The sequence below is a fragment of the Pseudomonas indica NBRC 103045 genome, assembly GCF_002091635.1.
GTDB classification, from domain to species: Bacteria; Pseudomonadota; Gammaproteobacteria; order Pseudomonadales; family Pseudomonadaceae; genus Pseudomonas_M; species Pseudomonas_M indica.
The window spans coordinates 24,782-50,321 of record NZ_BDAC01000033.1 but is presented as its reverse complement, the minus strand read 5'-3'; the positions used below and the strand labels follow the sequence as shown (position 1 = coordinate 50,321).

Here is a 25,540-nt window from a genome sequence, read left to right as displayed (position 1 = left end):
GATCGACGGCCCCGACGACAACGTCGCAGGGGCGAATCATTCGCCCGGCGGAGCCTCTATAGCCCCAGGCACGACAGCATGACGAAGGTGGCGAACAGCACGAAGTGAGTCATCCCCTCGATGGCGTTGGTTTCGCCATCGCCGAGGTTGATCGCCGCGACGACCAGGGTGATGAAAACCATCACCGTCTGCACCGGGCTCATCGCCATCTGGAACGGCTGGCCGCTATAGAGGGCCAGGCCTTCCATCACCGGCACGGTGAGGATCACGGTGGACAGCGAGGCGCCGAGGGCGATGTTGACCACCGACTGCATGCGGTTGGCCAGGGCCGCGCGCAGGGCGGTGAGGATTTCCGGGCTGGCGGAGATCGCCGCCACCAGGATGGCCGCCAGCACCGGTGGGGCGGCGGCGCCTTCCAGGCCGGCATCTAGGGATTTGGACATCACCTCGGCCAGCGCGCCGATGAGCACAATGCCCGTCACCAGCAGGGCGATGGACTGGCCGCGACTGCCCTCGTGGCGCGGTGCGGTTACGGTCTTTTTCTTCTTCTCCGGGTAGCTGTAGCTGAAAAAGTAACTGTGCGGCCCCACCTGCATGCGCAGGAACACGCCGTAGAGCATCAGCATGGCGCCGATGGTGAACACCGAGTACGCCTCCCAGTGCCGACGCGGAATGAACTCCGGAACCACCATGGAGATGCCCATGGCGGTGAGGATCATCACCACGTAGGTGCGCCCGGAGTCGTTGTTGTATGGCTGCTCGCCGTGCTTGAAGCCGCCGATCAGCGCGGCCAGGCCGAGGATGCCATTGAGATCGAGCATGACCGCTGCGTAGATGGTGTCGCGCACCAGCGTCGGCGAAGGCGCATGGCTGATCATGATGCCGAGGATCACCACTTCCACCAGCACCGCCGAGAGGGTGAGGATCATGCTGCCGTAGGGGTCGCCGACCTTCTCGGCAAGGTTCTCCGCATGATGGGCGACGCGCATGGACGCCAGGACGATGGTCAGTACCAGCACGCCGGCAGTGACCAGGGCGGCCATTCGCCCCGCCGCCAGCAGGCTGTGTTCGAGCGGATAGACGAGCAGCGCCACAGCGAGGGCGATCAGCAGGAAGCGCTCCTGTTTCAGTAGGGCCAGCATGGGTGCCGTTTCACCTCCGCAGTCGTTCGCGTCCCGTCGATGGCGCCGTTCACGCCTCCCGCCGGACTGCCCCTCGACTTCTTTCCGGCTCTATGAAGCCGACCGCCCGGAGCGCCGGGCAGTTCCGTCGGGCACATAGCCGGCGCTTGCAGCTCAAGGCTTGTCGCTTGAAGCTATGCTCTTTTCGAAAAAACAGGGAACGCGATCATGTACGACTGGCTCAACGCCCTGCCCAAGGCCGAACTGCACCTGCATCTGGAAGGCTCGCTGGAGCCCGAGCTGCTGTTCGCCCTGGCTGAGCGCAATGGCATCGCCCTGCCCTGGCCGGACGTGGACAGCCTGCGCAGCGCCTATGCCTTCAACAACCTGCAGGAATTCCTCGACCTCTACTACCGGGGCGCGGACGTGCTGCGTACCGAGCAGGATTTCTACGACCTGACCTGGGCCTACCTGCAGAAGTGCAAGGCGCAGAACGTCATCCACACCGAACCCTTCTTCGACCCGCAGACCCACACCGACCGGGGCATCCCCTTCGAGGTGGTGCTGACCGGTATCAGCCAGGCGCTCAAGGACGGCCGCGAGCGCCTCGGCATCAGCAGCGGGCTGATCCTCAGCTTCCTTCGCCATCTCAGCGAGGAGGAAGCGCAGAAAACCCTCGACCAGGCGCTGGTCTACCGTAACGCCTTCATTGCCGTCGGCCTGGACAGCTCGGAGAAAGGCCATCCGCCGAGCAAGTTCCAGCGCGTCTTCGACCGCGCCCGCGCGGAAGGCTTCCTCACTGTCGCCCATGCCGGCGAAGAAGGTCCGCCGGCGTACATCTGGGAAGCCCTGGACCTGCTCAAGGTCAGCCGCATCGACCACGGCGTGCGCGCGGCGGAAGACCCCAGGCTGCTCGACCGGCTGATCGAGGAGCAAATCCCGCTGACCGTCTGCCCGCTGTCCAACGTAAAGCTCTGCGTGTTCGAGGATATGTCCCGGCACAACATCCTCGAGCTGCTGGAAATGGGCGTGAAGGTGACGGTGAACTCGGACGACCCGGCGTACTTCGGCGGCTATGTCACGGAGAACTTCGCCGCCCTGCATGAGAGCCTGGGCATGAGCCAGGACCAAGCCAGGCGGCTGGCACAGAACAGCCTGGATGCGCGCCTGGTTTGAGGTCGTGGTACAGCCGTGCCGTCAATCCAGGCGGCGGCGCTTGCCGGTGATCATCGACAACGGCAGGTTTTCCCGCAGACGGATGCTTTCGTAGAGGGCGGCGGCCAGATGTACGCAGACCAGCGCCAGCAGCGTGTTGGCGAAGAAGGCGTGGATCTCCAGCGGCAGGTCTTCGCCCCAGAAGTAATCGACTTCCTGCATCAGGAAGCCGGTGACGCCGAGTCCGAGGAGCAGCAGCATCATTAGGATCATCACCAGGCCGCCGATGGGCGAATGTCCGAGGCGATGATAGGGGCGCCCGGTGAGCAGCGCCCGGGCATGTTCGACAAGGCGCGCCGGGGTCGGCCAGAAGTCCGACCAGCGCGCCGCCGGCGAACCGACGAACCCCCACACCAGCCGCACCACCAGGCAGGCCACGGCGTAGTAGCCGATCCAGTTGTGCCAGTCGTCGCCTTCTTCGGTGAAGAAGTAGTTGGCGATGAAGGCACCGGCGAAGGACCAGTGACACAGGCGTACCAGCGGGTCCCACAGGCGCAGGGTTTCACGGCTCACGGGGTCAGTCCTCGATCTCTTCCTTCACGGCCTTGCCGCTGACCGGATCGAAGTAGATCTCGACCTTGCGCTTGTCCTTGTCCCAGCCGTAGATCTCGTAGCAGTTGCCGCCGGTGACCTTGAACTTCTTGATCTCGTAGCCTTGCGCCTTGAGGTCTTCCTGGAACTTGGCCTGGTCCTGCCACTCGGCTTTATCGGCTTTGGTGCATTCGGGGCCGGCGAAGGCCAGGGGGCTGGACAGAGCGAGGGAGAGCAGCAGCAGTTTGCGCATGGGTGTCATCCTTCCGTTTGTTGTCATGGCCATGGTCGGCCCGATCGATGGCGCCCGTCTGAGCGGTGTCAGGCGGGCAATGCATCCTGCCGCACTCGGGAATCCGTCACAAGCCCGCTGAGAATGCGTATCAGCGCCTTGACGCCCGGGCTTGACCTGGATCATTTCCCGGTCACGAAGCGGTCCTACACTGGGGCGGCCCTGTGCGACCCCGCATGCAGGAGAACCGCCATGAAAATTCTCGTCCAGCCGCTCTCACCCGCACCGAACAGCCCCTGGCAGGTCCGTATCGACCAGCATAGCGTGCGCTTTTCCAGCGAAACCGAAGCCCGGCGCTTCGTCGCCACCCTGGAGGCGCGCCTGCAGGCTCCGCATCCCTGGCCTTCGCCACGTCGCGAAGCGGGGTGATCGACCGCCCCCAGTAGGCGCGTGAATTCGTCCCTACGACTTATCCGGGGCTACGGCATTGCCGGAGATAGTTCGGTTGACGAAATGATTCGCCCATAGGCTTTTTTGTGGGAGCGAATTCATTCGCGATGCGCTCCACCTCCCTTCGCGAATGAATTCGCTCCCACCGGGTTATCGCCCGGCGCGGCTCAGCGGGCAACCGAACTCATCCCGGCAGGAACCTTGAACGCACGCAACACCTCGGCGATTTCATCGAGGATCGCCGGGTCGTCGATGGTCGGCGGCACGCTGTAGGCCTCGCCGTCGGCGATCTTGCGCAACACCGCGCGAAGGATTTTGCCGGAGCGGGTCTTGGGCAGGCGCTTGACCACCGCCACCTTCTGGAAGCACGCCAGCGCGCCGATCTGCTCGCGGACCGTCGCCACCAGTTCGCTTTGCAGGCGATCGGCCGCGATGCCGGCGCCATCCTTGAGCACCACCAGCCCCAGCGGAACCTGCCCTTTCAACTCGTCGTGAACGCCGATCACGGCGCACTCCGCCACTGCCGGATGCCGGGCCACCAAGTCCTCCATCTCGCCGGTGGAGAGCCGGTGGCCGGACACATTAATCACGTCGTCGGTGCGCCCCATGATGTAGACGAAACCCTCGTCGTCCAGATAGCCGCCGTCGCCGGTGTGGTAGTAACCGGGGTAGGTACGCAGGTAGGCGTCCAGGTAACGCTCGTGGTTGTTCCATAGGGTCTGGGCGCAACCGGGCGGCAGCGGCAGGGCGATGACGATGGCACCCTGCTGGTTCGGCCCGAGCGGCTTGCCCTCGTCGTCCAGCACCTGCACGTCGTAGCCGGGCACCGCACGGTTGCTCGACCCCGCCCGCGCGGCGAAATCTTCCATGCCGGTGCAGGGCGCGGTCACCGGCCAGCCGGTCTCGGTCTGCCACCAGTGGTCGTGCACCGGCTTGCCGGTGAGCGCTTCGAGCCATTGGTGGGTGCTGGAATCGAGCTTCTCGCCGGCGAGGAACAATTGTTTCAGCGAACGCTGGTCGTAGCGACGCAGCAACTCGCCCTGCGGGTCTTCCTTGCGAATCGCGCGCATGGCGGTGGGGGCGCAGAACAGTGCGTTGACCCCATACTCCTCCACCACCCGCCAATAGGCGCCGGCGTCCGGCGTGCGGATCGGTTTGCCCTCGTAGAACACTGTGGTGCAGCCGTTCATCAGTGGCCCGTAGACGATCAGCGAGTGTCCCACCACCCAGCCCACGTCGGAGATGCCCCACCAGATCTCGCCCGGCTGCATGCCGTAGACGTGGCGCATGGCGAACAGCAGGGCGACGGCATGGCCGCCGTTCTCGCGGACGATGCCCTTGGGCTTCCCGGTAGTGCCCGAGGTGTACATGATGTAGAGCGGATCGCCGCTGGCCACCGGCACCGGGTCCGCCGGGCTGGCATCGGCGACGGTGGCCTGCCAGTCGAGATCGCGGCCTTCGCGCATTGCCGCCCTGGCCTGCGGCCGTTGCAGCACCAACACATGCTCCGGCTGGTGGCCGGCCTGCTCCAGGGCCTTGTCCACCAGCGGCTTGTATTCGATCACCCGCTCGAACTCCAGCCCGCAGGAAGCGGTGAGCAGCAGCTTGGGCCGGGCGTCGTCGATACGCACGGCCAGTTCATGAGGCGCGAAACCGCCGAACACCACCGAATGTACTGCACCGATCCGCGCGCAGGCGAGCATGGCCATGGCCGCCTCGGGCACCATGGGCATGTAGATGATCACCCCGTCGCCCTTCCCCACCCCCAAGTCGCGCAACGCACCGGCCAGCCGCGCCACCTCGTCGCGCAACTGACGGAAGCTGTAGCGGGCCTTGCGGCCGGTCACCGGGGAGTCGTAGATCAGCGCATCCTGCTCACCGCGGCCCTGCTCGATCTGGTGATCCAAGGCCAGGTAGCAACTGTTCAGCTCACCGTCGGGGAACCACTGGTGCGTGCCGTCCGGACGCTCGACGAGGGCCTGGGTGGGCGTCCGATACCAGGCGACGCTGGCGGCCTGCTCGGCCCAGAATGCGGCGGGCTCGCGGAGCGAACGCGCGTGGCTGTGCGGGTAGTTCATGGTCCTGCCTTCTCATTATTGTTATGGAGGATGGAACCAGTATGGGCGAGTCTGGCCGGTCGGCCATGCCCCTTTGGTCGTAGCGGCGCACCGAAACGGGGCGACCATTGGTCGGGCCAGAAGTTCCCGAGCGGAACGGCAACGGGAGACGAGGCTAGACTCGTATTCCCCCTTTTCGCGCTCTGGAGGATTACTCCATGGAGATTCAAGTACGTTCCTTGAAGACCGCCCAAGGCGAAACCTGGCAAGTAAGCCTGGACCGGAATAGCGTCACCTTCCGCAGCGAAACCGAAGCCCGCGACTTCGTCCGCACCCTCGAAGCCCGCCTGCGCGCCCCGCATCCGCTGCCCAGACGGGACCAACACGTCGCCTGAGTCCACGACTCGACTGTAGGGGCGAATTTATTCGCCCTGTCCGGGCTAAGTGTTGCTGGAAGGTCCTGAGCCCAACCGATTACCGAGTTCAGCAGACACTTCTTGTTTCGCCCCCCGGCGAGTTACTTCTGGCAGTCGCCCCAGAAGGTAACCAAGAGGGCTTGCCCCGGCATCCGGAACTAGGCGCGTCCCCGTCATGCTTCGCGAGACTTCCCTCCCTCCATCGTCGTTCCAGGGGCACGCCTTGAAGGGCCATCCCTGGCCCATCAAGGCTCTCGCGGCATCCATGCCGCTCAACCCCTTCCACGACGATTCCACTCGGCCTCCTGACGGGGCGTCGGAGTTGGCCCAACCTCTTCTGCAAGCTTTCTGGCAATCACAAAGCGTCGGCTCACTTCGTTACGCCGAGCGGTACGAATCCCCCCTCTCCCGTTTACGGGAGAGGGGCCGGGGGAGAGGGTTGTACTAGAGGGTTCCACCCAAAGCCACAACAGCTAACGCAGACATAGCCAATTCATTCACCACCGTCGCCGGGCGAATAAATTCGCCCCTACGGCGGGCTGGGTGCGTGGCAATGCACCCTACCCTCCAAACTCAGGCCGTCCGGCTCACCTGTCCGCTGTACCATGCCAGCAGCGTCGCCAGCCCACCGCAGAGGGTGATCACTGCCGCCATGGGCACCGCGCTACCGTCGTGCAGCACGCCGACCAAACTGGAGGCACCCGCCGCCACGCAGAATTGCAGACTGCCCATCAGGGCCGAGGCGCTGCCGGCCTGGGCGCCCTGGTGGGCCATGGCGCAGGCCGAGGCGTTGGGGAGGATGCAGCCGAGGCTGGCGATGGCGATGAACAGCGGGATCAGCAGCGGCCAGAGCTGCGCCGGCCGCGCCAGGGCCAGACCGAGCAGTACCACGCCGCTGAGGAAAAACACCCACACGATACGGCGCAGCCAGAAACCCGGGCCGCGATAGCGCAGCAACCGGGCGTTGACCTGCGCGGCCAGGATGAACCCCGCCGCGTTGCTGCCGAACAGCCAGCCGTAGTGCTCCGCCGGCACGCCGTAGAGTTCGATGAAGACGAACGGCGACCCGGCGATGTAGGCGAACATGCCCGCCATGGCCACCCCACCGGCCAAGCCGCAGGCGATGAATTCCCGGTCGCGCAGCAGCGCGGCGTAGCGCCCCAGGCTGCCGCGCAACGGCGCTCGCGGCTGGGTGTCGGACAGCGTTTCCGGCAGCCAGGCGGCGAGGCCGGCGCCAACCAGGGCGCTGAACAGCGCCAGGCAGAAGAAGATCGACTGCCAGCCGAAGACATCCAGCAATACCCCGCCGGCGAGCGGCGCGAGGATCGGCGCCAGTCCCATGACCAGCATGAGCTGCGAGAACACCTTGGCCGAGGCCAGCGGGTCGCAGAGGTCGCGCACTACGGCACGGGAAATCACCATGCCGGCGCAGCCGCCCAGGGCCTGGACGAAGCGCGCGGCGATCAGCCATTCCAGGTTCGGCGCCAGGGCGCAGCCCAGCGAGGCCAGGGTGAACAGCACCACGCCGAACAACAGCGGCCGACGCCGGCCATAGCGGTCGGCCATGGGCCCGTAGGCCAGTTGACCGATGGCGAGGCCGGCGAAGTAGGCGGCCAAGGAGAGCTGCACGTGTTCGACGTCGGTGGCGAACGCACGCGCCAGGGTCGGGAAGCTGGGCAGGTAGAAGTCGATGGCCAGGGGGCCGAAGGCACTGAGAGCGCCGAGGATCAACAGGATTCGCAGGTTCATCGCAGGTTCGTTCTTGGGTTCATTTGTTCAGCCTCTCTGAAATGACGAAACGCCGCCGTCCTCACGGACGGCGGCGTTTCCCGGCGGACAGGTCACTCGGCCTGGGCGGGCACCGCCTGCTTCCTGCGGTTCCGGCCCAGGCGCTCGGCCCCGGCCTCCACCAGCAGGTAGAACATCGGGATGACGAAAGTCGCCAGCAAGGTGGCGGCGAGCATCCCGCCGATCACCCCGGTACCAATGGAATGCCGGCTGGCCGAACCGGCGCCGGTGCTGATCGCCAGCGGCACGCAGCCGAGGATGAAGGCCAGCGAGGTCATCACGATCGGACGGAAGCGCAGCTTGGCCGCCTCCAGCGCCGACTCGAAGATGCCCATACCCTGCTCGCGGCAGAGCACGGCGAACTCGACGATCAGAATGGCGTTCTTCGCTCCCAGGCCGATCAGGGTCACCAAGCCGACCTGGAAGTACACGTCGTTCTGGATGCCGCGCAGCCACACCGCGAGGATCGCGCCAAACACCGCGAAGGGCACCGCGGTGACCACCGCCAACGGCAAGGTCCAACGCTCGTACTGGGCGGCGAGGATCAGGAACACCATGATCAGGCCGAAGATGAACGCGGTGCTGCCCGAGCCCTGGCTAGCCAGTTCCTGGTAGGCCGAACCGATCCAGCCAATGCTGTAGTTCTCGCCGAGCACTTCGTCGGCGATCTCCTGCATCGCCGCCAGGGCCTGGCCGGAGCTATAGCCGGGCGCCGGGCCGCCGAGGATCTTCGCCGCCGGGTAGACGTTGAAGCGCGCGTAGCTGTCCGGGCCGAGGATGCGCCGCACCTTCACCAGGGTGGAGAGCGGCACCAGCTCGCCGGAGGCGGAGCGCACATAGACCTGCGACAGGTCCTCCGGCTTGCGGCGGAACTCCGACTCCGACTGCAGGCTGACCTGCCAGGTCCGCCCATAGAGAGTGAAATCGTTGACGTAGTAGCTACCGAAGGTGGCCTGCATCGCGGTGAACACATCGTTGATCGGCACGCCCAGGGCGCGGGCCTTGGTGCGGTCGAGGTCGATGTAGTACTGCGGCACGTTGGCGCTGAAGGTGGTGTTCACTCCAGCCAGTTCCGGCCGCTTGGCCGCCGCCGCGAGGAACGCCTGGACCTTCTCGCCGAGGGCTTCGGTGGTACCGCCGCTGCGGTCCTGGATGTACGCCTCGAAGCCGCCGGTGGTGCTCATGCCGGTGATCGGCGGCGGGTTGAAGGACAGCACCACGCCATCCTTCTGCGCCGCACCCATGCCCATGAATTCACGGGTGAGGTTGCGTGCGTCCAGCTCTGCCGTCTTGCGCTCGCTCCAGTCCTTGAGCGGCACGAAGGACACCCCGGCGTTGCTGCGCTGGCCGAAGGTGAGCACGTCGAAGCCGGCGAAGGTGACCACGTCCTGCACCGCCGGGTGCTTCATCATCTGCCGGGTGACATCGCTGGTCAGCGCGTCGGTGCGGGTCAGCGAGGCCGCCGGCGGCAGGAAATAGGCGTTGATCACGTAACCCTGGTCTTCGTCCGGCACCAGCGAGCCGGGCACGCGGTTGAACAGCAGCACCATGATCGCGATCATCCCGCCGAACAGCAGCAGGCCGATCACCGAGCGCTTGAGGAAGAACAGTACGCCGGCGGCATAGCCCGCGGTGAACCGGTCGAAGGCACGGTTGAACCAACGGAACGGCGCCGCCGGTTCCTTGTGCTCCATCTTCAGCAGCAGCGCGCAGAGCGCCGGCGACAGGGTCAGGGCGACGATGCCGGAGATCACCACCGACACCGCAATGGTGATGGCGAACTGTTTGTACATCTGCCCCGCCAGGCCACCGAGGAAGCCCACCGGGATGAACACCGCGCAGAGCACCAGGACGATGGCCACGATGGGCCCGGTGACCTCTTCCATCGCCTTGATCGACGCCTCGCGGGCACTGAGTCGCTGGGTACGCATCACCCGCTCGACGTTCTCGATCACCACGATGGCGTCATCCACCACGATGCCGATGGCCAGCACCATGCCGAACAGCGTGAGCAGGTTGATGGAGAAGCCGAGCATGTACATGCCGGCGAAGGTGCCGATCAGCGAGACCGGGATCGCCAGCACCGGGATCAGCGTGGCGCGCCAGTTCTGCAGGAAGATGAAGACCACCAGCACCACCAGCACCAGAGCCTCGAAGAAGGTCTTCACCACCTCCTCGATGGAGACCTTGACGAATTTGGTGGTGTCGTAGGGAATCTTGTAGGCGATGCCGTCGGGGAAGCGCTTGGACAGCCGCTCCATGGTGTTGCGCACGGCCTCGGCGGTGTCCAGGGCGTTGGCGCCCGGTTGCAGGTAGATACCGAACGCCGCGTTCTGCTGGCCGTTGAGGGTGGTCACCAGGGAGTAGTCCTGGGCGCCCAGCTCGATCCGCGCGACATCCCTAAGCAGCAGGCTGGCACCAGTCTCGTCGGTACGCAGGATGACGCTGCCGAATTCCTTCGGGTCGGTGAAACGGCCCTGGGTGGTCACCGTGTAGGTGAAATCCTGTTCCTCCTTCATCGGCTGCTGGCCGAAGCTGCCGGCGGCGAACTGGGAGTTCTGCTCGCGGATCGCGTTGACCACGTCGGTGGGCGTCAGGTCGTACTGCGCCAGCTTGTCCGGGCGCAGCCAGATGCGCATGGAGTAGTCCTTGGAGCCGAACTGGCTGGCGTCGCCGACGCCGTCCAGGCGCTTCAACTCATCGATCACGTTAATCAGCGCGTAGTTGCTGATGTAGACGGGATCGCGCGAGTTGTCCGGCGAATAGAGCGTCACCACCTGCAGGATGTCCGAGGACTTCTTTTGCACCTTGACGCCCTGCCGGCGCACTTCCTCCGGCAGCTTGGCCAGGGCCGCCTGGACCCGGTTGTTGACGTCGATGGTGGCCTGGTCCGGGTCGGTGCCGACCTGGAAATAGACCGTGAGCGACATCTGCCCGCTGCTGGAGGAGTTGGACAGTTGGTAGATCATCCCCTCCACACCGTTGATCTGCTGCTCCAGCGGCGCGGCGACGGTTTCCGCGATCACCTGCGAGCTGGCGCCCGGGTAGTTGGCGGTCACCGAGACCTGCGGCGGCAGGATCTGCGGGTATTGAGCGATAGGCAGCGCGCGCATGGCGGCGAGGCCGGCGAGCACGATGACGATGGAAATGACCGCGGCGAATACCGGGCGGTCGATGAAGAAGCGTGAGATCACGGGAACGCTCCTCAGGACTGCTTGGGCTGGGCGGCGGGGGTTTCGGCGATCTTCACCGGCGTATCCGGGCGGACCTTGGGCAGCCCCTCGACGATCACCCGGTCACCGGCATCGACCCCGGACTCGATCACCCAGCGGCCATTGGCGGTGCGCCCGGTGCTCACTTGGCGCACGCGCGCCACGCCCTGCTCGTCCACCACGTAGACGAAGGTGCCGCGCGGGCCCTGGGAAACGGCGCGCTCGGGCACGGTCACGGTATCCGGACGGGTCAGGCCCTTGACCAGCACGCGCACGAACTGGCCGGGCAGCAGCTTCTGCGCCGGATTGGGCACCACCGCACGGGCACTGACGGTACCGGTGCCGCGATCGATCAGACTGTCGGTGAAGTCGACCTGGCCTTCCATGGGGTAGCTGGAGCCATCGCCGAACTTCACCTCGACGTTCAGTTTTCCACTCTCCGGCAGGGTCAGCTTGCCGGTCTGCATTTCCTGGCGCAGACGCTCGGCTTCGGAGTCCGGGTAGGCGAAGTTGACGTAAATGGGGTCGAGCTGGGTCAGTTGGGTGAGTAGGCTGGAGTTTGGATCGCTGGCCACCACCAGGCTGCCTTCGGAGCGGGTCTCGCGGCTGGTGATACCGGAGATCGGTGCTTCCACGGTGGTGTAGTCGAGGTCGATCTGCCGCGCCTTCACCTCGGCTTCGGCGGCTTCGACGTTGGCCTTGCTCTGCTCGAAGTTGGACACCGCGTTATCCAGCTCGCTTTCGCTGGCGAAGCCTTTCTTCTGCAGCTCGCGGATGCGCTTGAGATCGCGTTCGGTCTGCCGGTAGCGCGCCTGCTCCTGGGCCAGCGCACCCTTGGCGCGGGCCAGCGCCGCCTCATAAGTACGCGGATCGATGCGAAACAGCACCTGCCCCTTCTGCACCCGGCTGCCTTCCTGGTAGGTACGCTCCTGCAGGATGCCGCTGACCTGGGCACGCACTTCCACTTCGCGGTAGCCGGCAGTGCGACCGGAATACTCCAGCACCAGCGGCATGGCTTCGGATTTGGCCGTTTCGACCACCACCTCCGGCGGCGGAGGTGCCGGCTGGGCATCGGCAGCTTGGGCGGAGGTTGCCGTCAGAAGAGCGCTGAGCGCGCACAGCGGAACGAGGGATAGGCGACAGACTGAAGGCATAACGGGCTCCAAGGCACGACGGAAGCGAGTGAAATTGGAATGCGATTCGCAGGAAAGGTGCCGATGCTGTTACATACATTCATGTTTGTAAACAGACCATTGGCGGCAAAATCGTTACACTCTGTTCCCTCGACAGAGCCTAGCCGTGAATCGCCGCTTCGTATGCGTAGAACCAAGGAACAAGCCGAACAGACCCGCGTCGCCATCCTGGCGGCGGCCGAAGTGCTGTTCCTGAAGAATGGCGTGGCCCACACGACCCTCGAACAGGTGGCGCGGGAAGCGGGCGTGACCCGAGGCGCGGTGTATTGGCACTTCCAGAACAAGGCCCATCTGTTCCACGAAATGCTCAACCAGGTACGCCTGCCGCCGGAGCAACTCGCCGAACGCCTGTGCGGCTGCGACGGCCAGAACCCGCTGCTGGCATTGCGCGACCTGTGCGTGGAGGCGGTGGAAAACCTGGCGCGGGACGAGCAGAAGCGGCGCATCTTCACCATCCTGCTGCACCGCTGCGAATTCACCGACGAGCTGCGCGACGCCGAAGAGCGCCACAATGCCTTCGTCAATCAGTTCATTTCATTGTGCGAGCAATTGTTCGAGCGCTCCGCCGAACGCCTTCACCCGGGACTGACACCGCGCCTGGCCGCACGCACCCTGCACGCCGGCATCGTCGGCCTGTTCACCGACTGGACGCGCGACCCGCTGCTGTTCGATCCGTTGCAGGAAACCGCCGCGCTGATCGACGCCCTGTTCCGTGGCCTGGTGCGCGACTGGGATGCCACGGCCAGACCACACTGAAGACCGTCAGAGTGGTACGGCGGTGATCCGCCAATCGTCACCGACCGCGCGGATATCGGTGATCTTCAATTCCTTCGCTTCGGCCATCCGCACCAGCGGCAGGTCGAGCAGCGGGCGTGCGCTGGAACCGAGGAATTTCGGCGCAACGAAGAGTTGATACTCGTCGACCAGCCCGAGTCGGGCGAAGGCCCCGGCCAGTCGCGGCCCCGCTTCGACCAGTACCTCGTTGGCACCGCGCGCGGCCAGTTCGACCAGCAGCCGGTTCAGGTCCACGTGGCCGTTGCTGCCCGGCACAGCGAGCAGCTCGTGGCCATCCTCGAGAAAACGATCACGTGCCGATGCCGCCGCGCAGGTCGCCACCAACGCCGGTCCGGCCTGGAAGAACGGTGCGCTCAGCGGCACCCGCAGGCGGCCATCGACCAGCACGCGCAACGGCGGACGCATCAGCGCCAGGGCGGTCAGCTCGGCATTGAGGCCCAGCTCGTCGGGGCGCACCGTCAGCCGCGCCTGATCGGCGAGCACCGTGTCCGCCCCGGTCAGCACCACGCTGGCCCGGGCCCGCAAGCGCTGCACCGCGGCACGCGCCGCCGGGCCGGTGATCCACTGACTTTCGCCGCTGGCCATCGCCGTGCGGCCGTCCAGGCTCATGGCCAGCTTGACCCGCACGAAGGGCAAGCCCTTCTCCATGCGCTTGATGAAGCCGGCGTTCAGTGCCCGCGCTTCCGCTTCCAGCATGCCGCTCTGCACAGCGATGCCGGCGTCGGCCAGGCGCTGCAAGCCGCGGCCGGACACCTGCGGGTTGGGGTCCTGCATGGCCGCCACCACGCGGGCAACCCCCGCGTTCACCAACGCATCCGCACAGGGCGGGGTACGTCCGTGGTGGCTGCAAGGCTCCAGCGTCACGTAGGCGGTCGCGCCCTTCGCCTTGTCGCCGGCCTGACGCAGGGCATGCACTTCGGCATGGGGCTCGCCGGCCCGGGCATGCCAGCCCTCGCCGACAATCCGGCCATCGCGCACGATCACGCAGCCGACACGGGGATTGGGGTGGGTGGAGTAGAGCCCTTTGCGCGCCAGCTCCAGGGCTCGGGCCATGTAGGCCTGATCGGGAAGCGCCGGCATCAGTCTTTCGACGGCTCGCGGGCCAGGCGCTCGATTTCCTCGCGGAATTCGTTGAGATCCTGGAAGCGCCGGTAGACCGAGGCGAAACGGATGTAAGCCACTTCGTCGAGCTTCTGCAACTCGGCCATCACCAGTTCGCCCAGCACTCGCGATTTGACCTCGCGCTCGCCGGTGGCGCGCAGCTTGTGCTTGATATGGGCGATAGCCTCTTCCAGGCGCTCGACGCTGACCGGTCGCTTTTCCAGCGCCCGCTGCATGCCGGCGCGGAGTTTTTCCTCGTCGAACGGCTGGCGGCTGCCGTCCTGCTTGATCAGCCGGGGCATGACCAGCTCGGCGGTTTCGAAGGTGGTGAAGCGCTCGCCGCAGGCCAGGCATTCGCGGCGACGGCGTACGTGCTCGCCCTCGGCGACCAGGCGGGAATCGATGACCTTGGTGTCGTGGGCACCGCAGAAAGGACAGTGCATAATGAAGGCAGTACGGATGAAAGGAGGCCCATGGTAGCGCATCCCGCCGGCAAGACAAGCCGAGGCTTTTGCGCTATACAGGCGCCCCGTTCGCAGGGCTGCGGCCCTGCCATACTGTCGTGGTTGCGATGGATGCCTCCCATGCCGATACGCCTGCGCCTACTGGCCCTTACCCTCCTGCTCAGCGCCTGTGCCAGCGAGCCCGACTCGACGCCGGTGACGCCCGCTACGCCGCCCACGGCGGCTCCCAGCGTTAGCCCCGCGCCGCCCGTCGATGCCCCGACACCGCTGCCGCCGCATTTGCGCGAGATCAGCGGACGAGTGCTCGGCGCTCCCAGCGGTGCCGAGGTGGAGCTGGCCCTGCTGCAGGTGGATGAGCGAGGCCGCCCGCGCAAGCTGCTGGCCAGCCTGAGCCGACGGGCCGATGGCACGCCGCTGACGTTCGCCCTGCGCTTCAATCCCGACGCCTTTCCCGGCGCCGCGCGCGTCGAGCTGCGTGGTCGCGCCAGTCACTCCGGGCGCCTGATCCTGCGCCTGCCGCCCCGTACCATCCCCACGCCCACCACCCAGGTGCTCGGCGACCTCTCGCTGGTGCCCGCCCCATGACTGCACCCGACAACCTGCAACACGCGCTGAGCGAACTGCTGGGCGACGCCCGCCTGGTGGCCGAGTCCCTGCCCGGCACCGACCTCCGTCTCTGGCTGATCGACGCGGAAAACATGGATCGCGCGTTCAGCCCCGAAGAAACCCGCCGCATTCTGGAAGAGCCGCCGTACTGGAGCTTCTGCTGGGCCAGCGGCCTGGCCCTGGCGCGCTGGCTGGCTGAACGACCGGAGTGGGTGCGCGGCAAGCGTGTGCTGGATTTCGGCGCCGGCTCCGGTGTGGCAGCCATCGCGGCGGCCAAGGCCGGCGCGTTGGAGGTGGTGGCCTGCGACCTCGATCCGCTGGCACTGGACTCCTGCCGGGCCAACGCCGCGCTGAACGATGTCGCCTTGCAGTATTCGGAGGACTTCTTTGCCGAGGCCGACCGCTTCGACCTGATCCTGGTGGCCGACGTGCTCTATGACCGCGCCAACCTGCCGCTGCTCGACCAGTTCCTCAGCCGGGGCCGCGAAGCGCTGGTGGCCGACTCGCGGGTACGCGATTTCCAGCACCCGCTATACCGGCGCCTGGCCGTGCTCGACGCCTGCACCTGGCCGGACCTGGCGGAGCCGGCGGAATTCCGCAGCGTCAGCCTCTACCATGCCAAGCGGCAATAGCGGCAATAGCGGCAAGCGGGATCAGTGTGAGATAGCCTGCGCTTTTCCTTGAAGCTTGCCGCTCGAAGCTGGAAGCTATCCCCTTTTCCAATGCGAAAGCCTTCCCATGAGCGATACCCCCTACATCTTCGACGTGTCCGGTGCCGCCAGCTTCGAACGGCTGGTGATCGAAAACTCCTTCCACAAGCCGGTGCTGGTGGACTTCTGGGCCGAATGGTGCGCGCCATGCAAGGCGCTGATGCCGCTGCTGGCGCAGATCGCCGAGAGCTACCAGGGCGAACTGCTGCTGGCCAAGGTCAACTGCGATGTCGAGCAGGACATCGTCATGCGCTTCGGCATCCGCAGCCTGCCGACCGTGGTGCTGTTCAAGAACGGCCAGCCGGTAGACGGTTTCGCCGGCGCCCAGCCGGAATCGGCGATCCGCGCCATGCTCGAGCCGCACGTGGCGGAACCGGCCACGCCTCAGGCCAACCTGCTGGAGAGCGCCCAGGCCGCCTTCGCCGAAGGCCGCATCGGCGAGGCGGAGAGCCTGCTCAAGCAACTGCTGACCGAAGACAACGAGAACGCCGCCGCGCTCATTCTCTACGCCCGCTGCCTGGCCGAGCGCGGCGAACTGGGTGAAGCCGAGAGCGTGCTGAACGCCGTGAAAGGCGACGAGCACAAGCAGGCACTGGCCGGCGCCAAGGCCCAGTTGACCTTCCTGCGCCGCGCCGCCGACCTGCCGGAAGTGGCGCTGCTGAAATCGCGCCTGGCGCAGAACGCCGAGGACGACGAGGCCGCTTACCAACTGGCGATCCAGCAACTGGCCCGCCAGCAATACGAAGCCGCCCTGGACGCCCTGCTCAAGCTGTTCGTGCGCAACCGCGGCTACGACAACGGCGCCCCTCACTCGACCCTGCTGCAAGTGTTCGACCTGCTGGGCAACGACCATCCCCTGGTAACCCTGTACCGCCGCAAGCTGTACCAGGCGATCTATTAAAGGCAGCGGCAAGCGGCAAGCCTGGCTCCTCTTGTGGCTTGCCGCTTGAAGCTCATGGCTGCTCTTCTGGCTCCTGCCAGCGATAGAGCGGTGTATCGACGCCGCTCTCCAGCTTCACCTGCGGGCAGTGGCGCAGGCGCACCAGCAGGCGCTTGCCGGCGTCGGCGCTGCCGGCCAGTGCCTGCAATTGGACCAGCAGATCGGGGCCTTCCATCTGGCCGGCGGTGCGCAGCAGGTCCTGGGCACTCTGCCAGAGCGCATCGGCCGGCTGACTGCGCACCGGAGCGGGCTTGGTCTCCTCCGGTACGACAGCCTGAACGCTGGCCAGTCGTGCCCAATCCTCATCGTCCAGCTCCACCGTCAGGTCCACCGGCCATGTGCCGATGGTTCCGCGAATTCTCAGCATCTCCCGCTCCTCATCCCACAAGAATGCGAAGCATGCTCCCATGCCCTCCACCGGCGCACCAGACCGCTGGCCAGACGGCAACGAAAGTTGTTATAACGTAACAACTTCAAGCCGTACCCCTCTGGAGAACACCATGCGCCGCCTGCTGCTCGCCCTGCCCTTCGCCCTGCTGCCCCTGGCCATCGCCCAAGCCAACGAAGACGACCATCACCACGATCACGACCATGCGCATGAAGAGCATGGCAGCCTGGGCGCCCACGAACACGGCGTCGCCCGACTGAACGCGGTACTCGACGGCAACTCCCTGGAGATCGAACTGGAAAGCCCGTCGATGAACCTGGTCGGCTTCGAACACGAAGCCCACAGCGAGGAAGACAAGGCCAAGGTCGCCGCCACCCGCGCCCAACTGGAAAAACCCGCGGCCCTGTTCGGCCTCCCGGCCGCCGCCGGTTGCGAGCTGGCCAAGCAGGAACTGGAAAGCCCGCTATTCGGCGACGAAGACGACGAACACCATGAAGAAGAAGCCGGGCACGATCACGAAGAAGAGCACAGCGAGATTCACGCCCACTACCGGTTCACCTGCAACGCACCCGAGGCTCTCGAGGGCTTGAACCTGTCCGGACTGTTCGGCACATTCCCCGCCACCCAGAAAATTCAGGTACAACTGATCGGCCCCAACGGTCAGCAAGGTGCCGAAGCCAACGCGCAGAACGCCCGCCTGAATTTCTGACCCGAGTACACTCCGGGGGGCGGGCATGGGCTCGCCCTTTGTCATTCTGTTTTCCGGCGAACGGACTCGCCCCACAGCCGAAGAACGATGAACGCGCCCCTGATCGAACTCCATGAACTCGGCTTCGCCTGGCCCGGCCAGGACGAACTGCTGGATATCCCTGCGTTCCGCCTGGAAGCCGGCGAGACCCTGTTTCTCAAAGGGCCATCCGGCAGCGGCAAGACCACCCTCCTCAGCCTGCTCGGCGGCGTGCAGAAGCCCGGGCGCGGCAGCATCCGTCTGCTCGGCACCGATCTCGGCGCACTCTCCGCCAGTGCCCGCGACCATTTCCGCGTCGACCACACCGGCTACATCTTCCAGCAGTTCAACCTGCTGCCGTTCCTCTCGGTGCGCGAAAACGTCGAGCTGCCCTGCCACTTTTCCCGCCTGCGGGCGCAGCGTGCCCGACAGCGTCACGGCAGTGTGGACAAGGCTGCCGCCAGCCTGCTCGCCCACCTGGGGTTGAAGGAAGAACTGCTGACGCGCCGCGCCGACTCGCTGTCCATCGGCCAGCAACAACGCGTCGCCGCCGCCCGCGCCCTGATCGGCCAGCCGGAACTGGTGATCGCCGACGAGCCCACCTCGGCCCTGGACGCCGATGCCCGCGAGGCATTCCTGCGTCTGCTCTTCGCCGAATGCCGCGAGGCCGGCGCCAGCCTGCTGTTCGTCAGCCACGACCAGAGCCTCGCCCCGCTCTTCGATCGCAGCCTGTCCCTGGCCGAACTCAACCGCGCCAGCCGTCCCGTCGAGGCCTGATCCATGTACCTATTGCGCCTGGCCCTGGCCAGTCTGGCCAACCGCCGTTTCACCGCGCTGCTCACCGTGTTCGCCATCGCCCTGTCGGTCACCTTGCTGCTGGCCGTGGAGCGGGTGCGTACCGAAGCCCGCGCCAGCTTCGCCAGCACCATCAGCGGCACCGACCTGATCGTCGGTGCCCGCTCCGGCTCGGTGAACCTGCTGCTGTATTCGGTGTTCCGTATCGGCAATGCCACCAACAACATTCGCTGGGACAGCTTCGAGCACTTCGCCCAGCACCGTCAGGTGAAATGGGCGATCCCGATCTCTCTCGGCGACTCCCATCGCGGCTACCGGGTGATGGGCACCAGCGCCGCTTACTTCGAACACTACCGCTACGGTCGCGGCCAGCCACTGGAAATCGCCCAGGGCCGGCAATTCGAACAGGACCCCTTCGAAGTGGTGCTCGGCGCCGAAGTGGCCGAAACCCTTGGCTACGGGTTAGGCGAGGAAATCGTTCTGGCCCACGGCGTGGCCACCGTCAGCCTGGTCAAGCACGACGACAAGCCATTCAAGGTAGTGGGCATCCTCAAGCGCACCGGCACCCCGGTGGACCGCACCCTGCATATCAGCCTGGCCGGCATGGAAGCTCTGCACGTCGACTGGCAGAACGGCGTGCCCGCCCGAGGCGCCGGCAAGGTGAGCGCCGAGCAGGCCCGTCACATGGACCTGCAACCGAAGGCGATCACCGCCTTCATGCTCGGCCTGAACAGCAAGATCGCCACCTTCGCCGTGCAGCGCGAGATCAACGACTACCGGGGCGAACCGCTGCTGGCGATCCTCCCCGGCGTCGCCCTGCAGGAACTCTGGGGGTTGATGGGCACGGCGGAAAAAGCACTGCTGGTGGTCTCCTGGTTCGTCGTGCTGACCGGGCTGATCGGCATGCTCACTGCCATCCTCACCAGCCTCAACGAACGGCGCCGGGAGATGGCCATTCTCCGCTCGGTGGGCGCGCGGCCCTGGCATATCGCCGGGCTGCTGGTGCTGGAAGCCTTCGCCCTGACCCTGGCCGGCGTGCTGCTCGGCTTGGCGCTGCTGTACCTCGGCATCGCCCTGGCCCAAGGCTACGTACAGGTGCAGTACGGCCTGTACCTGCCGCTGGCGGTACCCAGTCGCTATGAGTGGGCCCTGCTCGGCGCTATTCTGGGCGCCGCCCTGCTGATCGGCAGCGTGCCGGCCTGGCGCGCCTATCGGCAGTCGCTGGCCGATGGCCTGTCGATCCGTCTATGAGGATGTCGTTGATGTTGCGTTCCCTGCTGGCCCTGCTGTTGTTGACCGCCCTGCCCCTCTGGGCCGGCGACGTGCGCGAACTGAACTGGTCGGAGCTGATCCCGGCGGATGCTCCGCCGCCGCCCCCACCGGTCGCCGTACACGATCTGTCGCAACTGGCCAATGCGCTGGAAGCCGAAGCCGGCCCGGCCGCGACCCAGCAATCGCCCGCCGCACCGGTGGTCAAGGCGTTGGATGGTCAGGAAGTGAAACTGCCGGGTTACATCGTGCCGCTGGACGTGACCGACGAAGGCCGGGTGACCGAGTTCCTGCTGGTTCCCTACTTTGGCGCGTGCATCCACGTACCGCCGCCGCCGTCGAACCAGATCGTGCATGTCCGCAGCGAATTGGGCGTGCTGATGGATGCGCTGTACCAGCCGTTCTGGGTCGAAGGGCCGCTGAAGGTGGAACACACCAGCAGCGAACTGGCCGATGCCGGCTACCAGATCGAGGCGAGCAAGATCTATCCCTACGAATTGCCGGATAGTTGAGAGGCGGGCGAATACATTTGCCCCTGCATGAGTGTGTCGAACGGCCATCCGGGGGCCGATGATCTGCGTAGGGGCGAATTTATTCGCCCATGATCACCGTCCCTACGCTTCGAACACTCAGCGCATGTAACCGTTGACACTGGCCACGCGGTTTTCCCGCTCGAAGCTCAGCTCGCCTTCTGCCCATTCGCGCCAGGCGCGTACCTTGCCGCGGTCGACACCGGCGCGCTCGGCCTGCTTGAGCGCCTCCAGACCCGCCTGCCAGCGCGACTGCTCCAGCTCCAGTTGGGCGACGTTCATCCACAGCTTGCCGCTGCCGGATTTGTTCGCCAGGGCCCGGTAGATTTTCGCCGCTTCCCCACGCTCGCGGGCCTGCCACCAAAGCATGCCGAGCCGCTCTTCACGCGCCGGAGTACGCGCCAGCAGCCCGTTTTCCAGCATACCGTCGAGCAGCTTCGCGCCCTGCCAGGGCTGGCCGGCGGCGCTGGCCAGCAGCACCAGGTTGTCCAGCTCACCCTCGCTGAAACGCAGCCCCTTGCGATAGGCGGCACGCAGGGTCGCCAGGGCCTTGTCGTGGCGGTCAGCCATCTGTTGCAACGCGGCGAGCTGACGCCAGTTGCGTGGCTCGTCGGGCTTGCGCGCCAGCAACTGGCGCTGCCAGCGCTCGGCTACCGCATAACGCTTCAACTCGGCATTACCCGCGACGAGGAATTGCAGCCAGGTATCCGCCGCAGCCGGATTGGCCTGGACGTAACGCTCGGCCAACGGCAGCGCTTTCTCATGCTGGCCGAGCCCCTGGTAGGCCTGCACCAGCAGTTGCAGCACCTCTTCGCTGGCATTGGCCGGCGCTGGGGCAATCAACTGCACCACCTTGGCATAGCGCCCTTCGACCAGGTTCAGCCTGGCCAGGTTGAGGCGTTCGAGGGGCAGTTGCTCCTTATCCAGCTTGCCGCTGGATACGGCTTTGTCGAGCCATTCGATGGCCTTGCCGTTCTGCCCTTCGGCCCAGGCCAAGTAACCCTGGCTGCGCCAGACCAGCACCTCTTCCAGGCTGCCCGGCTTGGCCTTGGCATCCGCCAGGGCGCGGCGCGCGGCGGAATAATCCCCCTTTTGCTGCGCCGCGCGCGCCGTTTCCAATACGCGGAAGACAGCCGGGTCGATGCTCTGCGCGGCGTGCGCAGAACCGGTCAACAGAACCAGCAGGAGCAACAGGCGATGCATCTCAGCTTCCCTCCTTCAGACGGAAGTACAGGGTTTTCACCGCTTCGCGATTCACCGCCAGGCCATTCTCGGTACGCGGGGCGAAACGCCAGCGCGCCGCGGCACGGCGGGCTTCGCGGTCGAAGACATTCTTCGGCGACGCTTCGACCACGCGAATATTTTCCACATTGCCGGCACGGTTGATGGTGAAGGCCAGCTTGACATGCCCCTCGATCCCCCGCTGCAAGGCGAAACGCGGGTACTCGGGGCTGATGTCGTTCAACGGCATGACTTCGCTTTCCGGGCCGCCAGGCTGTCCGGCGCTTTCCACCGGATCGCTCGGCGCGCTGGGCGCAGCACCGGCAGTGAGGCCGGCCAGGCTCGGGGTCGGCGCACTGGCCACAGTGACATTGCTGTTCAGGCTCGGCAGGGCCAGGTCCAGTGACGGCAGGTTGGCGCTCGGCGTGGCGGCCACCGGCGTGGGCGGGGTCGGCGGTTGCGGTGTCTTGGGCTGCGGTGGTTGCGGTGCCTGCTGCCGGGTCCGGGTGGCGGTGGAGCTGGTGTCACCATCCAGGCGAACGAAGTTGGCGACGGTCACCGGCTCGTCGATCGCCTTGCTGCGCGGCGGAGCCACCATGCTCAGCATGAGGGCGAACAGCGCCAGAGCCATCAGGCAGGCGGCGGCGAAGGACAGCGGCAGACGCATTCAGAGCGCTCCCGAGCTGGCCGCCAGGGCCACGTCCTGCACACCCGCCTGGCGCGCCTGGTCCATCACCTGTACCACCAGACCGGTGCGGGCATCGCGGTCGGCCTGCACCACCACGGCGCCCTCCGGCTGGTCGACGCGCATGCGCTCGACGTGGGCGCGCACGCTGCGCACATCGACCACCTGCTTGTCCATCCAGATCTGCCCATCGGCAGTGATGGCGATCAGGATGTTGCCCTTGTCCTGCGGGCTGGCGGTGTCGGCCTGGGGCCGCTGCACTTCGACGCCGGACTCCTTGATGAAGGAGCTGGTGACGATGAAGAAGATCAGCATGATGAACACCACGTCCAGCATCGGGGTGAGGTCGATGCCGGTGTCTTCGTCCTGCTGGTAATGATGGCGACGCATTCTCATCGCAATGACCTCAATCGTGACGCAGCTGGTCGGCCAGCCGGTCGAGCGCCTGGCGCGCGTTGCGTTCGAGACGCGCCAGGCTGAACAGTCCAGGGATCGCCAGCACCATGCCGGCCATGGTCGGCAGGGTCGCCTGCCAGACGCCGGCGGCCATGCCGCGTGGGTTGCCGGTGCCGTTGACGGCAAGCACGTCGAACACGGCGACCATGCCGCAGACGGTGCCGAGCAGGCCGAGCAGCGGGTACAGCGCCACCAGCGTCTTGCTCAGCCGCAACGGGCCGGCCAGCTGCTGCTGCGCCTGCGCCAGCCAGGCGTTGCGCACCGCGCGCTGCCAGTTGCCGGGCTCGTCGCCGAGGTGCTGCCATGCCTGGCGGCGCTCGGCAACCCACTGCGGAAAGATTCGCCGCATGAACCAGAAGCGCTCGAACACCAGCGTCCAATAGATCACGCAGAGCGCAGCGAGTGCCCACATCACGAACCCGCCGGCGGCCATGAAGTCGAGCAGCGCGTAGGCGCTGTCGACCAGGCGCAGCCAGGTGGCGTGCAGATCAGTCACGGCGCGGCGCCCCCGACAGGTGCAGGGCGATCAGCCCGGCGCTCTGCTGCTCGAGCAACTGGATCAGGCTCTTGCTGCGGCTGGCCAGCAGGCTATGCAGGAACAGCAGCGGAATCGCCACCACCAAGCCCAGCACCGTGGTCACCAAGGCCTGGGAAATACCGTCGGCCATCAGGCGCGAATCGCCGCCACCGCTCTGGGTGATGGCCTGGAAGGTGACGATCATGCCGGTCACGGTACCCAGCAGGCCGAGCAGCGGGGCGACCGCGCTGAGCAGTTTGAGCAGCCCCTGGCCACGCTCCAGCGGAGGGGTTTCCTGGAGAATGGCTTCGTCCAGCTTGAGTTCGAGGGTTTCCAGGTCGGAGAGTTGGGGCTTCGGCCCCAAGACACCGATGACGCGACCCAGCGGGTTGTCCTCGCGCGGCGCGCCGAGCGACTGCATCTGGCTGTTGACCTTGCGCTGTACGCCAGCCAGGTAGGTCATGCGCCAGAGGGCGAGGAACAGGCCGAGCGCGCCGAGCACCAGGATCACGCCACCGACCAGCCCGCCCTGCTGAACGCGATCCCACAGGCCGGGTTGCCGCTGCAACTGCGCCAACAGGGTGCCGCGACTGGGATCGACGGGCAGCGTGGCCAAGGGTTCCTTACTGCTCACAAAGTCGTCCACCAAACCCAGGCCGGACGGCTGGCGCGGCGGCGCCAGCAGCTCACCGGCATCGGCGTCGTAGCGCAGGAAGGCGTCTTCGCTATAGGCGGAGAAGGTGCCGACGCGCAGCACCGGACGCTGCTCGCGATGGCCGTCGGTCCCTACCACCGGCAATTCGACACGCTCCACCCGGCCACTGGCGGCGAGGTCGTCGAGCAGCAGCATCCAGTAGCCGTCGAGGTCGTCGGCGGACGGCAGGCTGCGGCTTTCGGCCAGGGCCTTGAGGCGTTTGAGACGATCCGGGTACTGGGCGTTGAGCAGGCTGTCCTGCCACTGGCCGGCGACATCGCCGGCGCTCTGGCGGACTACACCGAAGAGTTCGCCGAGATGGCCGACACGCTGGGCCAGCAATTTTTCCTGCTCGGCCAGCTCGGCTTCCTGACGGTCGAACTCGGCCTTGAGCCGATCGGCTTCGGCCTTCTGTTGGTTCAGGGCGGCGCGGGCGCTGGCCAGCAGCTGGGCCTGCTCGCTGCGGCGGGCGATGAAGGCCTGCTCGCGCTCCTGCATGGCACTGGCTTCGGCGGCGCGCTCGTTGCGAATGCGTTGCAGCAGTTGGTCGGGAGTCAGGGTTTCGGCGGCCTGGGCGAGGCACGGCAAGAGGCCGAGGATGAAAACGGGGAGCAGACGGCGGCTCATTGTGCGGTCTCCTGGGCCGGGGTCTTCACGGGCAGTTCCAGATAGGCCGGAGCCTGCTGCTGGCGAGCGATGGCGATGGCCTGGGCGAGCGGACGGCGGGCGTCGCCGCCGAGCACCTTCCAGCTGCGGCTCTGCGGGTCCCACCAACCGCTCTCGTGGCCGTCGAGAGTCTGGTAATAGAGCATCACCCGCCCCAGGCGAAGGAACTCCACGCTGCGCGAGCCGCCTTCGTCCGGCAGTTCGCCGCGCCAGGCCTCGAGGGTGCGGCCATAATCGCTCTCGATCTGGTAGGCCTCGAGAATCCGGCGGTATTTCTCCGCCAGGCTGACGTCGGCGCGCGGCAACAGCTCCTGCAACTGAGCCAGGCGATCGGCGCGCTCCTCGGGAAGGAACGGCAGGTCGGCGGCGATGAACTCGCCCAGCACTTCCACCATGCGGCGCATCTGTGGGGTAACCGCTTCCTGGGTGCGCTCGATGCCGTCGAGTTGCTGCTGGTAGCTGGCCAGCTCCTTGCGCTGCGCGGCGGTCAGCTCGCGCAACTGGGCGTTGTAGCCCTTCAGGGCCTCGGCCTGCTGCAAGGCACTGCGGTACTCGTCGAGCATCTGCCGACTGGCGTCGTCCAGTTGTTCGATGCGGGCCTGGGAGGCCTTGGCCTCTTCGGCCAGGCGTTGGCTTTCTTCCAGTGCGGAATCCAGCGGGGCAGCGGCCAGCGGCAGACTACCCGCCAACAGCGCGGCAGCCAGCAGGCGGGAGGGGTAAGGCATCATGCGGAGAAGTCCTCGACAGACAGGGCTTGCTTC

27 protein-coding genes are annotated in these 25,540 nt (G+C 66.2%); 11 read left to right on the top strand and 16 right to left on the bottom strand.

Annotated features, from left to right (window positions below):
• Nucleotides 1–56 precede the first annotated feature (56 nt).
• Complete coding sequence (locus PIN01S_RS24865) at nucleotides 57–1,142, bottom strand: calcium:cation antiporter (RefSeq protein ID WP_084339599.1); 1,086 nt, start codon at nucleotides 1,140–1,142, stop codon at nucleotides 57–59.
• Nucleotides 1,143–1,349: 207 nt separating this feature from the next.
• Between PIN01S_RS24865 and PIN01S_RS24860 the strand changes: the two genes are divergently transcribed.
• Nucleotides 1,350–2,297 (top strand): adenosine deaminase, encoded by a 948-nt coding sequence (locus PIN01S_RS24860; RefSeq protein WP_084339598.1) that lies wholly within the window; start codon nucleotides 1,350–1,352, stop codon nucleotides 2,295–2,297.
• A 21-nt stretch (nucleotides 2,298–2,318) separates the two neighbouring features.
• On the opposite strand, the gene PIN01S_RS24855 is transcribed toward PIN01S_RS24860, so the two are convergent.
• Complete coding sequence (locus tag PIN01S_RS24855; protein ID WP_084339597.1) at nucleotides 2,319–2,849, bottom strand: cytochrome b/b6 domain-containing protein; 531 nt, start codon at nucleotides 2,847–2,849, stop codon at nucleotides 2,319–2,321.
• 4 nt (nucleotides 2,850–2,853) lie between these two features.
• Nucleotides 2,854–3,120 (bottom strand): PepSY domain-containing protein, encoded by a 267-nt coding sequence (locus PIN01S_RS24850; protein ID WP_084339596.1) that lies wholly within the window; start codon nucleotides 3,118–3,120, stop codon nucleotides 2,854–2,856.
• 231 nt (nucleotides 3,121–3,351) lie between these two features.
• On the opposite strand from PIN01S_RS24850, the gene PIN01S_RS26855 reads away from it, so the two are divergent.
• A complete protein-coding gene (locus PIN01S_RS26855) occupies nucleotides 3,352–3,528 on the top strand; it encodes a hypothetical protein (RefSeq protein ID WP_169715883.1) in 177 nt (58 codons plus the stop codon).
• 188 nt (nucleotides 3,529–3,716) lie between these two features.
• Here PIN01S_RS26855 and PIN01S_RS24845 read toward each other — a convergent pair whose 3' ends face one another.
• Nucleotides 3,717–5,627: a propionyl-CoA synthetase gene (locus PIN01S_RS24845; RefSeq protein ID WP_084339595.1), complete on the bottom strand. Its 1,911-nt coding sequence runs from the start codon at nucleotides 5,625–5,627 to the stop codon at nucleotides 3,717–3,719.
• Nucleotides 5,628–5,824: 197 nt separating this feature from the next.
• Here PIN01S_RS24845 and PIN01S_RS26850 point away from each other — a divergent pair, with 197 nt between their 5' ends.
• Entirely contained in the window at nucleotides 5,825–6,001 is a 177-nt protein-coding gene (locus tag PIN01S_RS26850; RefSeq protein WP_169715882.1) for a hypothetical protein, read from the top strand.
• Between the two features lie 594 nt (nucleotides 6,002–6,595).
• Here the strand turns inward: PIN01S_RS26850 and PIN01S_RS24840 are convergent.
• The 3 genes from PIN01S_RS24840 to PIN01S_RS24830 all read right to left on the bottom strand — a co-directional run bounded on the left by PIN01S_RS24840 (nucleotide 6,596) and on the right by PIN01S_RS24830 (nucleotide 12,176).
• On the bottom strand, nucleotides 6,596–7,771 hold the full coding sequence (locus PIN01S_RS24840) for a multidrug effflux MFS transporter (RefSeq protein ID WP_084339594.1): 1,176 nt from the start codon (nucleotides 7,769–7,771) through the stop codon (nucleotides 6,596–6,598).
• A gap of 92 nt (nucleotides 7,772–7,863) precedes the next feature.
• The gene (locus tag PIN01S_RS24835; protein ID WP_084339593.1) at nucleotides 7,864–11,004 is read right to left on the bottom strand and encodes an efflux RND transporter permease subunit; all 3,141 of its coding nucleotides are present in this window, start codon (nucleotides 11,002–11,004) and stop codon (nucleotides 7,864–7,866) included.
• An 11-nt stretch (nucleotides 11,005–11,015) separates the two neighbouring features.
• Entirely contained in the window at nucleotides 11,016–12,176 is a 1,161-nt protein-coding gene (locus PIN01S_RS24830) for an efflux RND transporter periplasmic adaptor subunit (RefSeq protein ID WP_084339592.1), read from the bottom strand.
• A 162-nt stretch (nucleotides 12,177–12,338) separates the two neighbouring features.
• On the opposite strand from PIN01S_RS24830, the gene PIN01S_RS24825 reads away from it, so the two are divergent.
• Entirely contained in the window at nucleotides 12,339–12,971 is a 633-nt protein-coding gene (locus tag PIN01S_RS24825; protein ID WP_084339591.1) for a TetR family transcriptional regulator, read from the top strand.
• A gap of 6 nt (nucleotides 12,972–12,977) precedes the next feature.
• Here the strand turns inward: PIN01S_RS24825 and ribD are convergent, their stop codons facing one another.
• Nucleotides 12,978–14,090, bottom strand: a complete 1,113-nt coding sequence (gene ribD, locus PIN01S_RS24820; protein WP_084339590.1) for a bifunctional diaminohydroxyphosphoribosylaminopyrimidine deaminase/5-amino-6-(5-phosphoribosylamino)uracil reductase RibD — start codon at nucleotides 14,088–14,090, stop codon at nucleotides 12,978–12,980.
• Nucleotides 14,090–14,554 (bottom strand): transcriptional regulator NrdR, encoded by a 465-nt coding sequence (nrdR, locus tag PIN01S_RS24815; RefSeq protein WP_084339600.1) that lies wholly within the window; start codon nucleotides 14,552–14,554, stop codon nucleotides 14,090–14,092. Before nrdR ends, ribD begins: the two co-directional genes overlap by 1 nt.
• 141 nt (nucleotides 14,555–14,695) lie before the next feature.
• On the opposite strand from nrdR, the gene PIN01S_RS24810 reads away from it, so the two are divergent.
• The 3 genes from PIN01S_RS24810 (at nucleotide 14,696) to trxA (ending at nucleotide 16,792) form a co-directional block, all read left to right on the top strand.
• Nucleotides 14,696–15,160, top strand: a complete 465-nt coding sequence (locus tag PIN01S_RS24810; protein WP_084339589.1) for a YbaY family lipoprotein — start codon at nucleotides 14,696–14,698, stop codon at nucleotides 15,158–15,160.
• Nucleotides 15,157–15,813: a class I SAM-dependent methyltransferase gene (locus tag PIN01S_RS24805; protein WP_084339588.1), complete on the top strand. Its 657-nt coding sequence runs from the start codon at nucleotides 15,157–15,159 to the stop codon at nucleotides 15,811–15,813. The genes PIN01S_RS24810 and PIN01S_RS24805 overlap by 4 nt, the downstream gene beginning before the upstream one ends.
• 106 nt (nucleotides 15,814–15,919) lie before the next feature.
• On the top strand, nucleotides 15,920–16,792 hold the full coding sequence (gene trxA, locus PIN01S_RS24800) for a thioredoxin (protein WP_084339587.1): 873 nt from the start codon (nucleotides 15,920–15,922) through the stop codon (nucleotides 16,790–16,792).
• Nucleotides 16,793–16,844: 52 nt separating this feature from the next.
• Here trxA and PIN01S_RS24795 read toward each other — a convergent pair whose 3' ends face one another.
• On the bottom strand, nucleotides 16,845–17,198 hold the full coding sequence (locus PIN01S_RS24795; RefSeq protein WP_084339586.1) for a hypothetical protein: 354 nt from the start codon (nucleotides 17,196–17,198) through the stop codon (nucleotides 16,845–16,847).
• A gap of 133 nt (nucleotides 17,199–17,331) precedes the next feature.
• Between PIN01S_RS24795 and PIN01S_RS24790 the strand changes: the two genes are divergently transcribed.
• The 4 genes from PIN01S_RS24790 to PIN01S_RS24775 all read left to right on the top strand — a co-directional run bounded on the left by PIN01S_RS24790 (nucleotide 17,332) and on the right by PIN01S_RS24775 (nucleotide 20,522).
• A complete protein-coding gene (locus PIN01S_RS24790; RefSeq protein WP_084339585.1) occupies nucleotides 17,332–17,928 on the top strand; it encodes a DUF2796 domain-containing protein in 597 nt (198 codons plus the stop codon).
• Nucleotides 17,929–18,015: 87 nt separating this feature from the next.
• A complete protein-coding gene (locus PIN01S_RS24785) occupies nucleotides 18,016–18,723 on the top strand; it encodes an ABC transporter ATP-binding protein (RefSeq protein WP_084339584.1) in 708 nt (235 codons plus the stop codon).
• A 3-nt stretch (nucleotides 18,724–18,726) separates the two neighbouring features.
• Nucleotides 18,727–19,992, top strand: coding sequence for an ABC transporter permease (locus PIN01S_RS24780; RefSeq protein ID WP_084339583.1), 1,266 nt, complete (start codon nucleotides 18,727–18,729; stop codon nucleotides 19,990–19,992).
• A gap of 11 nt (nucleotides 19,993–20,003) precedes the next feature.
• Complete coding sequence (locus tag PIN01S_RS24775) at nucleotides 20,004–20,522, top strand: DUF3299 domain-containing protein (protein WP_084339582.1); 519 nt, start codon at nucleotides 20,004–20,006, stop codon at nucleotides 20,520–20,522.
• 117 nt (nucleotides 20,523–20,639) lie between these two features.
• Here PIN01S_RS24775 and PIN01S_RS24770 read toward each other — a convergent pair whose 3' ends face one another.
• From PIN01S_RS24770 to PIN01S_RS24745, 6 genes are read right to left on the bottom strand one after another with little or no spacing between them, the layout of a single operon-like run.
• On the bottom strand, nucleotides 20,640–21,743 hold the full coding sequence (locus PIN01S_RS24770) for a tetratricopeptide repeat protein (RefSeq protein WP_084339581.1): 1,104 nt from the start codon (nucleotides 21,741–21,743) through the stop codon (nucleotides 20,640–20,642).
• A gap of 1 nt (nucleotide 21,744) precedes the next feature.
• Nucleotides 21,745–22,428, bottom strand: coding sequence for an energy transducer TonB (locus tag PIN01S_RS24765; protein ID WP_084339580.1), 684 nt, complete (start codon nucleotides 22,426–22,428; stop codon nucleotides 21,745–21,747).
• Nucleotides 22,429–22,842 (bottom strand): ExbD/TolR family protein, encoded by a 414-nt coding sequence (locus PIN01S_RS24760; RefSeq protein ID WP_084339579.1) that lies wholly within the window; start codon nucleotides 22,840–22,842, stop codon nucleotides 22,429–22,431.
• A 10-nt stretch (nucleotides 22,843–22,852) separates the two neighbouring features.
• Nucleotides 22,853–23,398 carry a MotA/TolQ/ExbB proton channel family protein gene (locus tag PIN01S_RS24755; protein WP_084339578.1) on the bottom strand — a complete coding sequence of 182 codons (546 nt, stop codon included), beginning with the start codon at nucleotides 23,396–23,398 and terminating at the stop codon, nucleotides 22,853–22,855.
• Nucleotides 23,391–24,740, bottom strand: coding sequence for a MotA/TolQ/ExbB proton channel family protein (locus PIN01S_RS24750; protein ID WP_084339577.1), 1,350 nt, complete (start codon nucleotides 24,738–24,740; stop codon nucleotides 23,391–23,393). Before PIN01S_RS24750 ends, PIN01S_RS24755 begins: the two co-directional genes overlap by 8 nt.
• The gene (locus PIN01S_RS24745) at nucleotides 24,737–25,507 is read right to left on the bottom strand and encodes a DUF3450 domain-containing protein (RefSeq protein WP_084339576.1); all 771 of its coding nucleotides are present in this window, start codon (nucleotides 25,505–25,507) and stop codon (nucleotides 24,737–24,739) included. The genes PIN01S_RS24750 and PIN01S_RS24745 overlap by 4 nt, the downstream gene beginning before the upstream one ends.
• Between the last annotated feature and the right edge of the window lie 33 nt (nucleotides 25,508–25,540).

Excerpts from the sequence above, each read along its gene's own strand:
- PIN01S_RS24850 (WP_084339596.1), bottom strand. The coding sequence starts at position 3,120 with ATGCGCAAACTGCTGCTGCTCTCCCTCGCTCTGTCCAGCCCCCTGGCC.
- ribD (WP_084339590.1), bottom strand. The coding sequence starts at position 14,090 with ATGCCGGCGCTTCCCGATCAGGCCTACATGGCCCGAGCCCTGGAGCTG.
- PIN01S_RS24790 (WP_084339585.1), top strand. The coding sequence starts at position 17,332 with ATGCGCCGCCTGCTGCTCGCCCTGCCCTTCGCCCTGCTGCCCCTGGCC.
- PIN01S_RS24760 (WP_084339579.1), bottom strand. The coding sequence starts at position 22,842 with ATGAGAATGCGTCGCCATCATTACCAGCAGGACGAAGACACCGGCATC.
- PIN01S_RS24785 (WP_084339584.1), top strand. The coding sequence starts at position 18,016 with ATGAACGCGCCCCTGATCGAACTCCATGAACTCGGCTTCGCCTGGCCC.
- PIN01S_RS24840 (WP_084339594.1), bottom strand. The coding sequence starts at position 7,771 with ATGAACCTGCGAATCCTGTTGATCCTCGGCGCTCTCAGTGCCTTCGGC.
- PIN01S_RS24745 (WP_084339576.1), bottom strand. The coding sequence starts at position 25,507 with ATGATGCCTTACCCCTCCCGCCTGCTGGCTGCCGCGCTGTTGGCGGGT.
- PIN01S_RS24860 (WP_084339598.1), top strand. The coding sequence starts at position 1,350 with ATGTACGACTGGCTCAACGCCCTGCCCAAGGCCGAACTGCACCTGCAT.
- PIN01S_RS24805 (WP_084339588.1), top strand. The coding sequence starts at position 15,157 with ATGACTGCACCCGACAACCTGCAACACGCGCTGAGCGAACTGCTGGGC.
- PIN01S_RS24795 (WP_084339586.1), bottom strand. The coding sequence starts at position 17,198 with ATGCTGAGAATTCGCGGAACCATCGGCACATGGCCGGTGGACCTGACG.
- PIN01S_RS24830 (WP_084339592.1), bottom strand. The coding sequence starts at position 12,176 with ATGCCTTCAGTCTGTCGCCTATCCCTCGTTCCGCTGTGCGCGCTCAGC.
- PIN01S_RS24810 (WP_084339589.1), top strand. The coding sequence starts at position 14,696 with ATGCCGATACGCCTGCGCCTACTGGCCCTTACCCTCCTGCTCAGCGCC.
- PIN01S_RS24765 (WP_084339580.1), bottom strand. The coding sequence starts at position 22,428 with ATGCGTCTGCCGCTGTCCTTCGCCGCCGCCTGCCTGATGGCTCTGGCG.
- PIN01S_RS24865 (WP_084339599.1), bottom strand. The coding sequence starts at position 1,142 with ATGCTGGCCCTACTGAAACAGGAGCGCTTCCTGCTGATCGCCCTCGCT.
- trxA (WP_084339587.1), top strand. The coding sequence starts at position 15,920 with ATGAGCGATACCCCCTACATCTTCGACGTGTCCGGTGCCGCCAGCTTC.
- PIN01S_RS26850 (WP_169715882.1), top strand. The coding sequence starts at position 5,825 with ATGGAGATTCAAGTACGTTCCTTGAAGACCGCCCAAGGCGAAACCTGG.
- PIN01S_RS24825 (WP_084339591.1), top strand. The coding sequence starts at position 12,339 with ATGCGTAGAACCAAGGAACAAGCCGAACAGACCCGCGTCGCCATCCTG.
- PIN01S_RS24780 (WP_084339583.1), top strand. The coding sequence starts at position 18,727 with ATGTACCTATTGCGCCTGGCCCTGGCCAGTCTGGCCAACCGCCGTTTC.
- PIN01S_RS24845 (WP_084339595.1), bottom strand. The coding sequence starts at position 5,627 with ATGAACTACCCGCACAGCCACGCGCGTTCGCTCCGCGAGCCCGCCGCA.
- PIN01S_RS24775 (WP_084339582.1), top strand. The coding sequence starts at position 20,004 with ATGTTGCGTTCCCTGCTGGCCCTGCTGTTGTTGACCGCCCTGCCCCTC.
- PIN01S_RS26855 (WP_169715883.1), top strand. The coding sequence starts at position 3,352 with ATGAAAATTCTCGTCCAGCCGCTCTCACCCGCACCGAACAGCCCCTGG.
- nrdR (WP_084339600.1), bottom strand. The coding sequence starts at position 14,554 with ATGCACTGTCCTTTCTGCGGTGCCCACGACACCAAGGTCATCGATTCC.
- PIN01S_RS24750 (WP_084339577.1), bottom strand. The coding sequence starts at position 24,740 with ATGAGCCGCCGTCTGCTCCCCGTTTTCATCCTCGGCCTCTTGCCGTGC.
- PIN01S_RS24770 (WP_084339581.1), bottom strand. The coding sequence starts at position 21,743 with ATGCATCGCCTGTTGCTCCTGCTGGTTCTGTTGACCGGTTCTGCGCAC.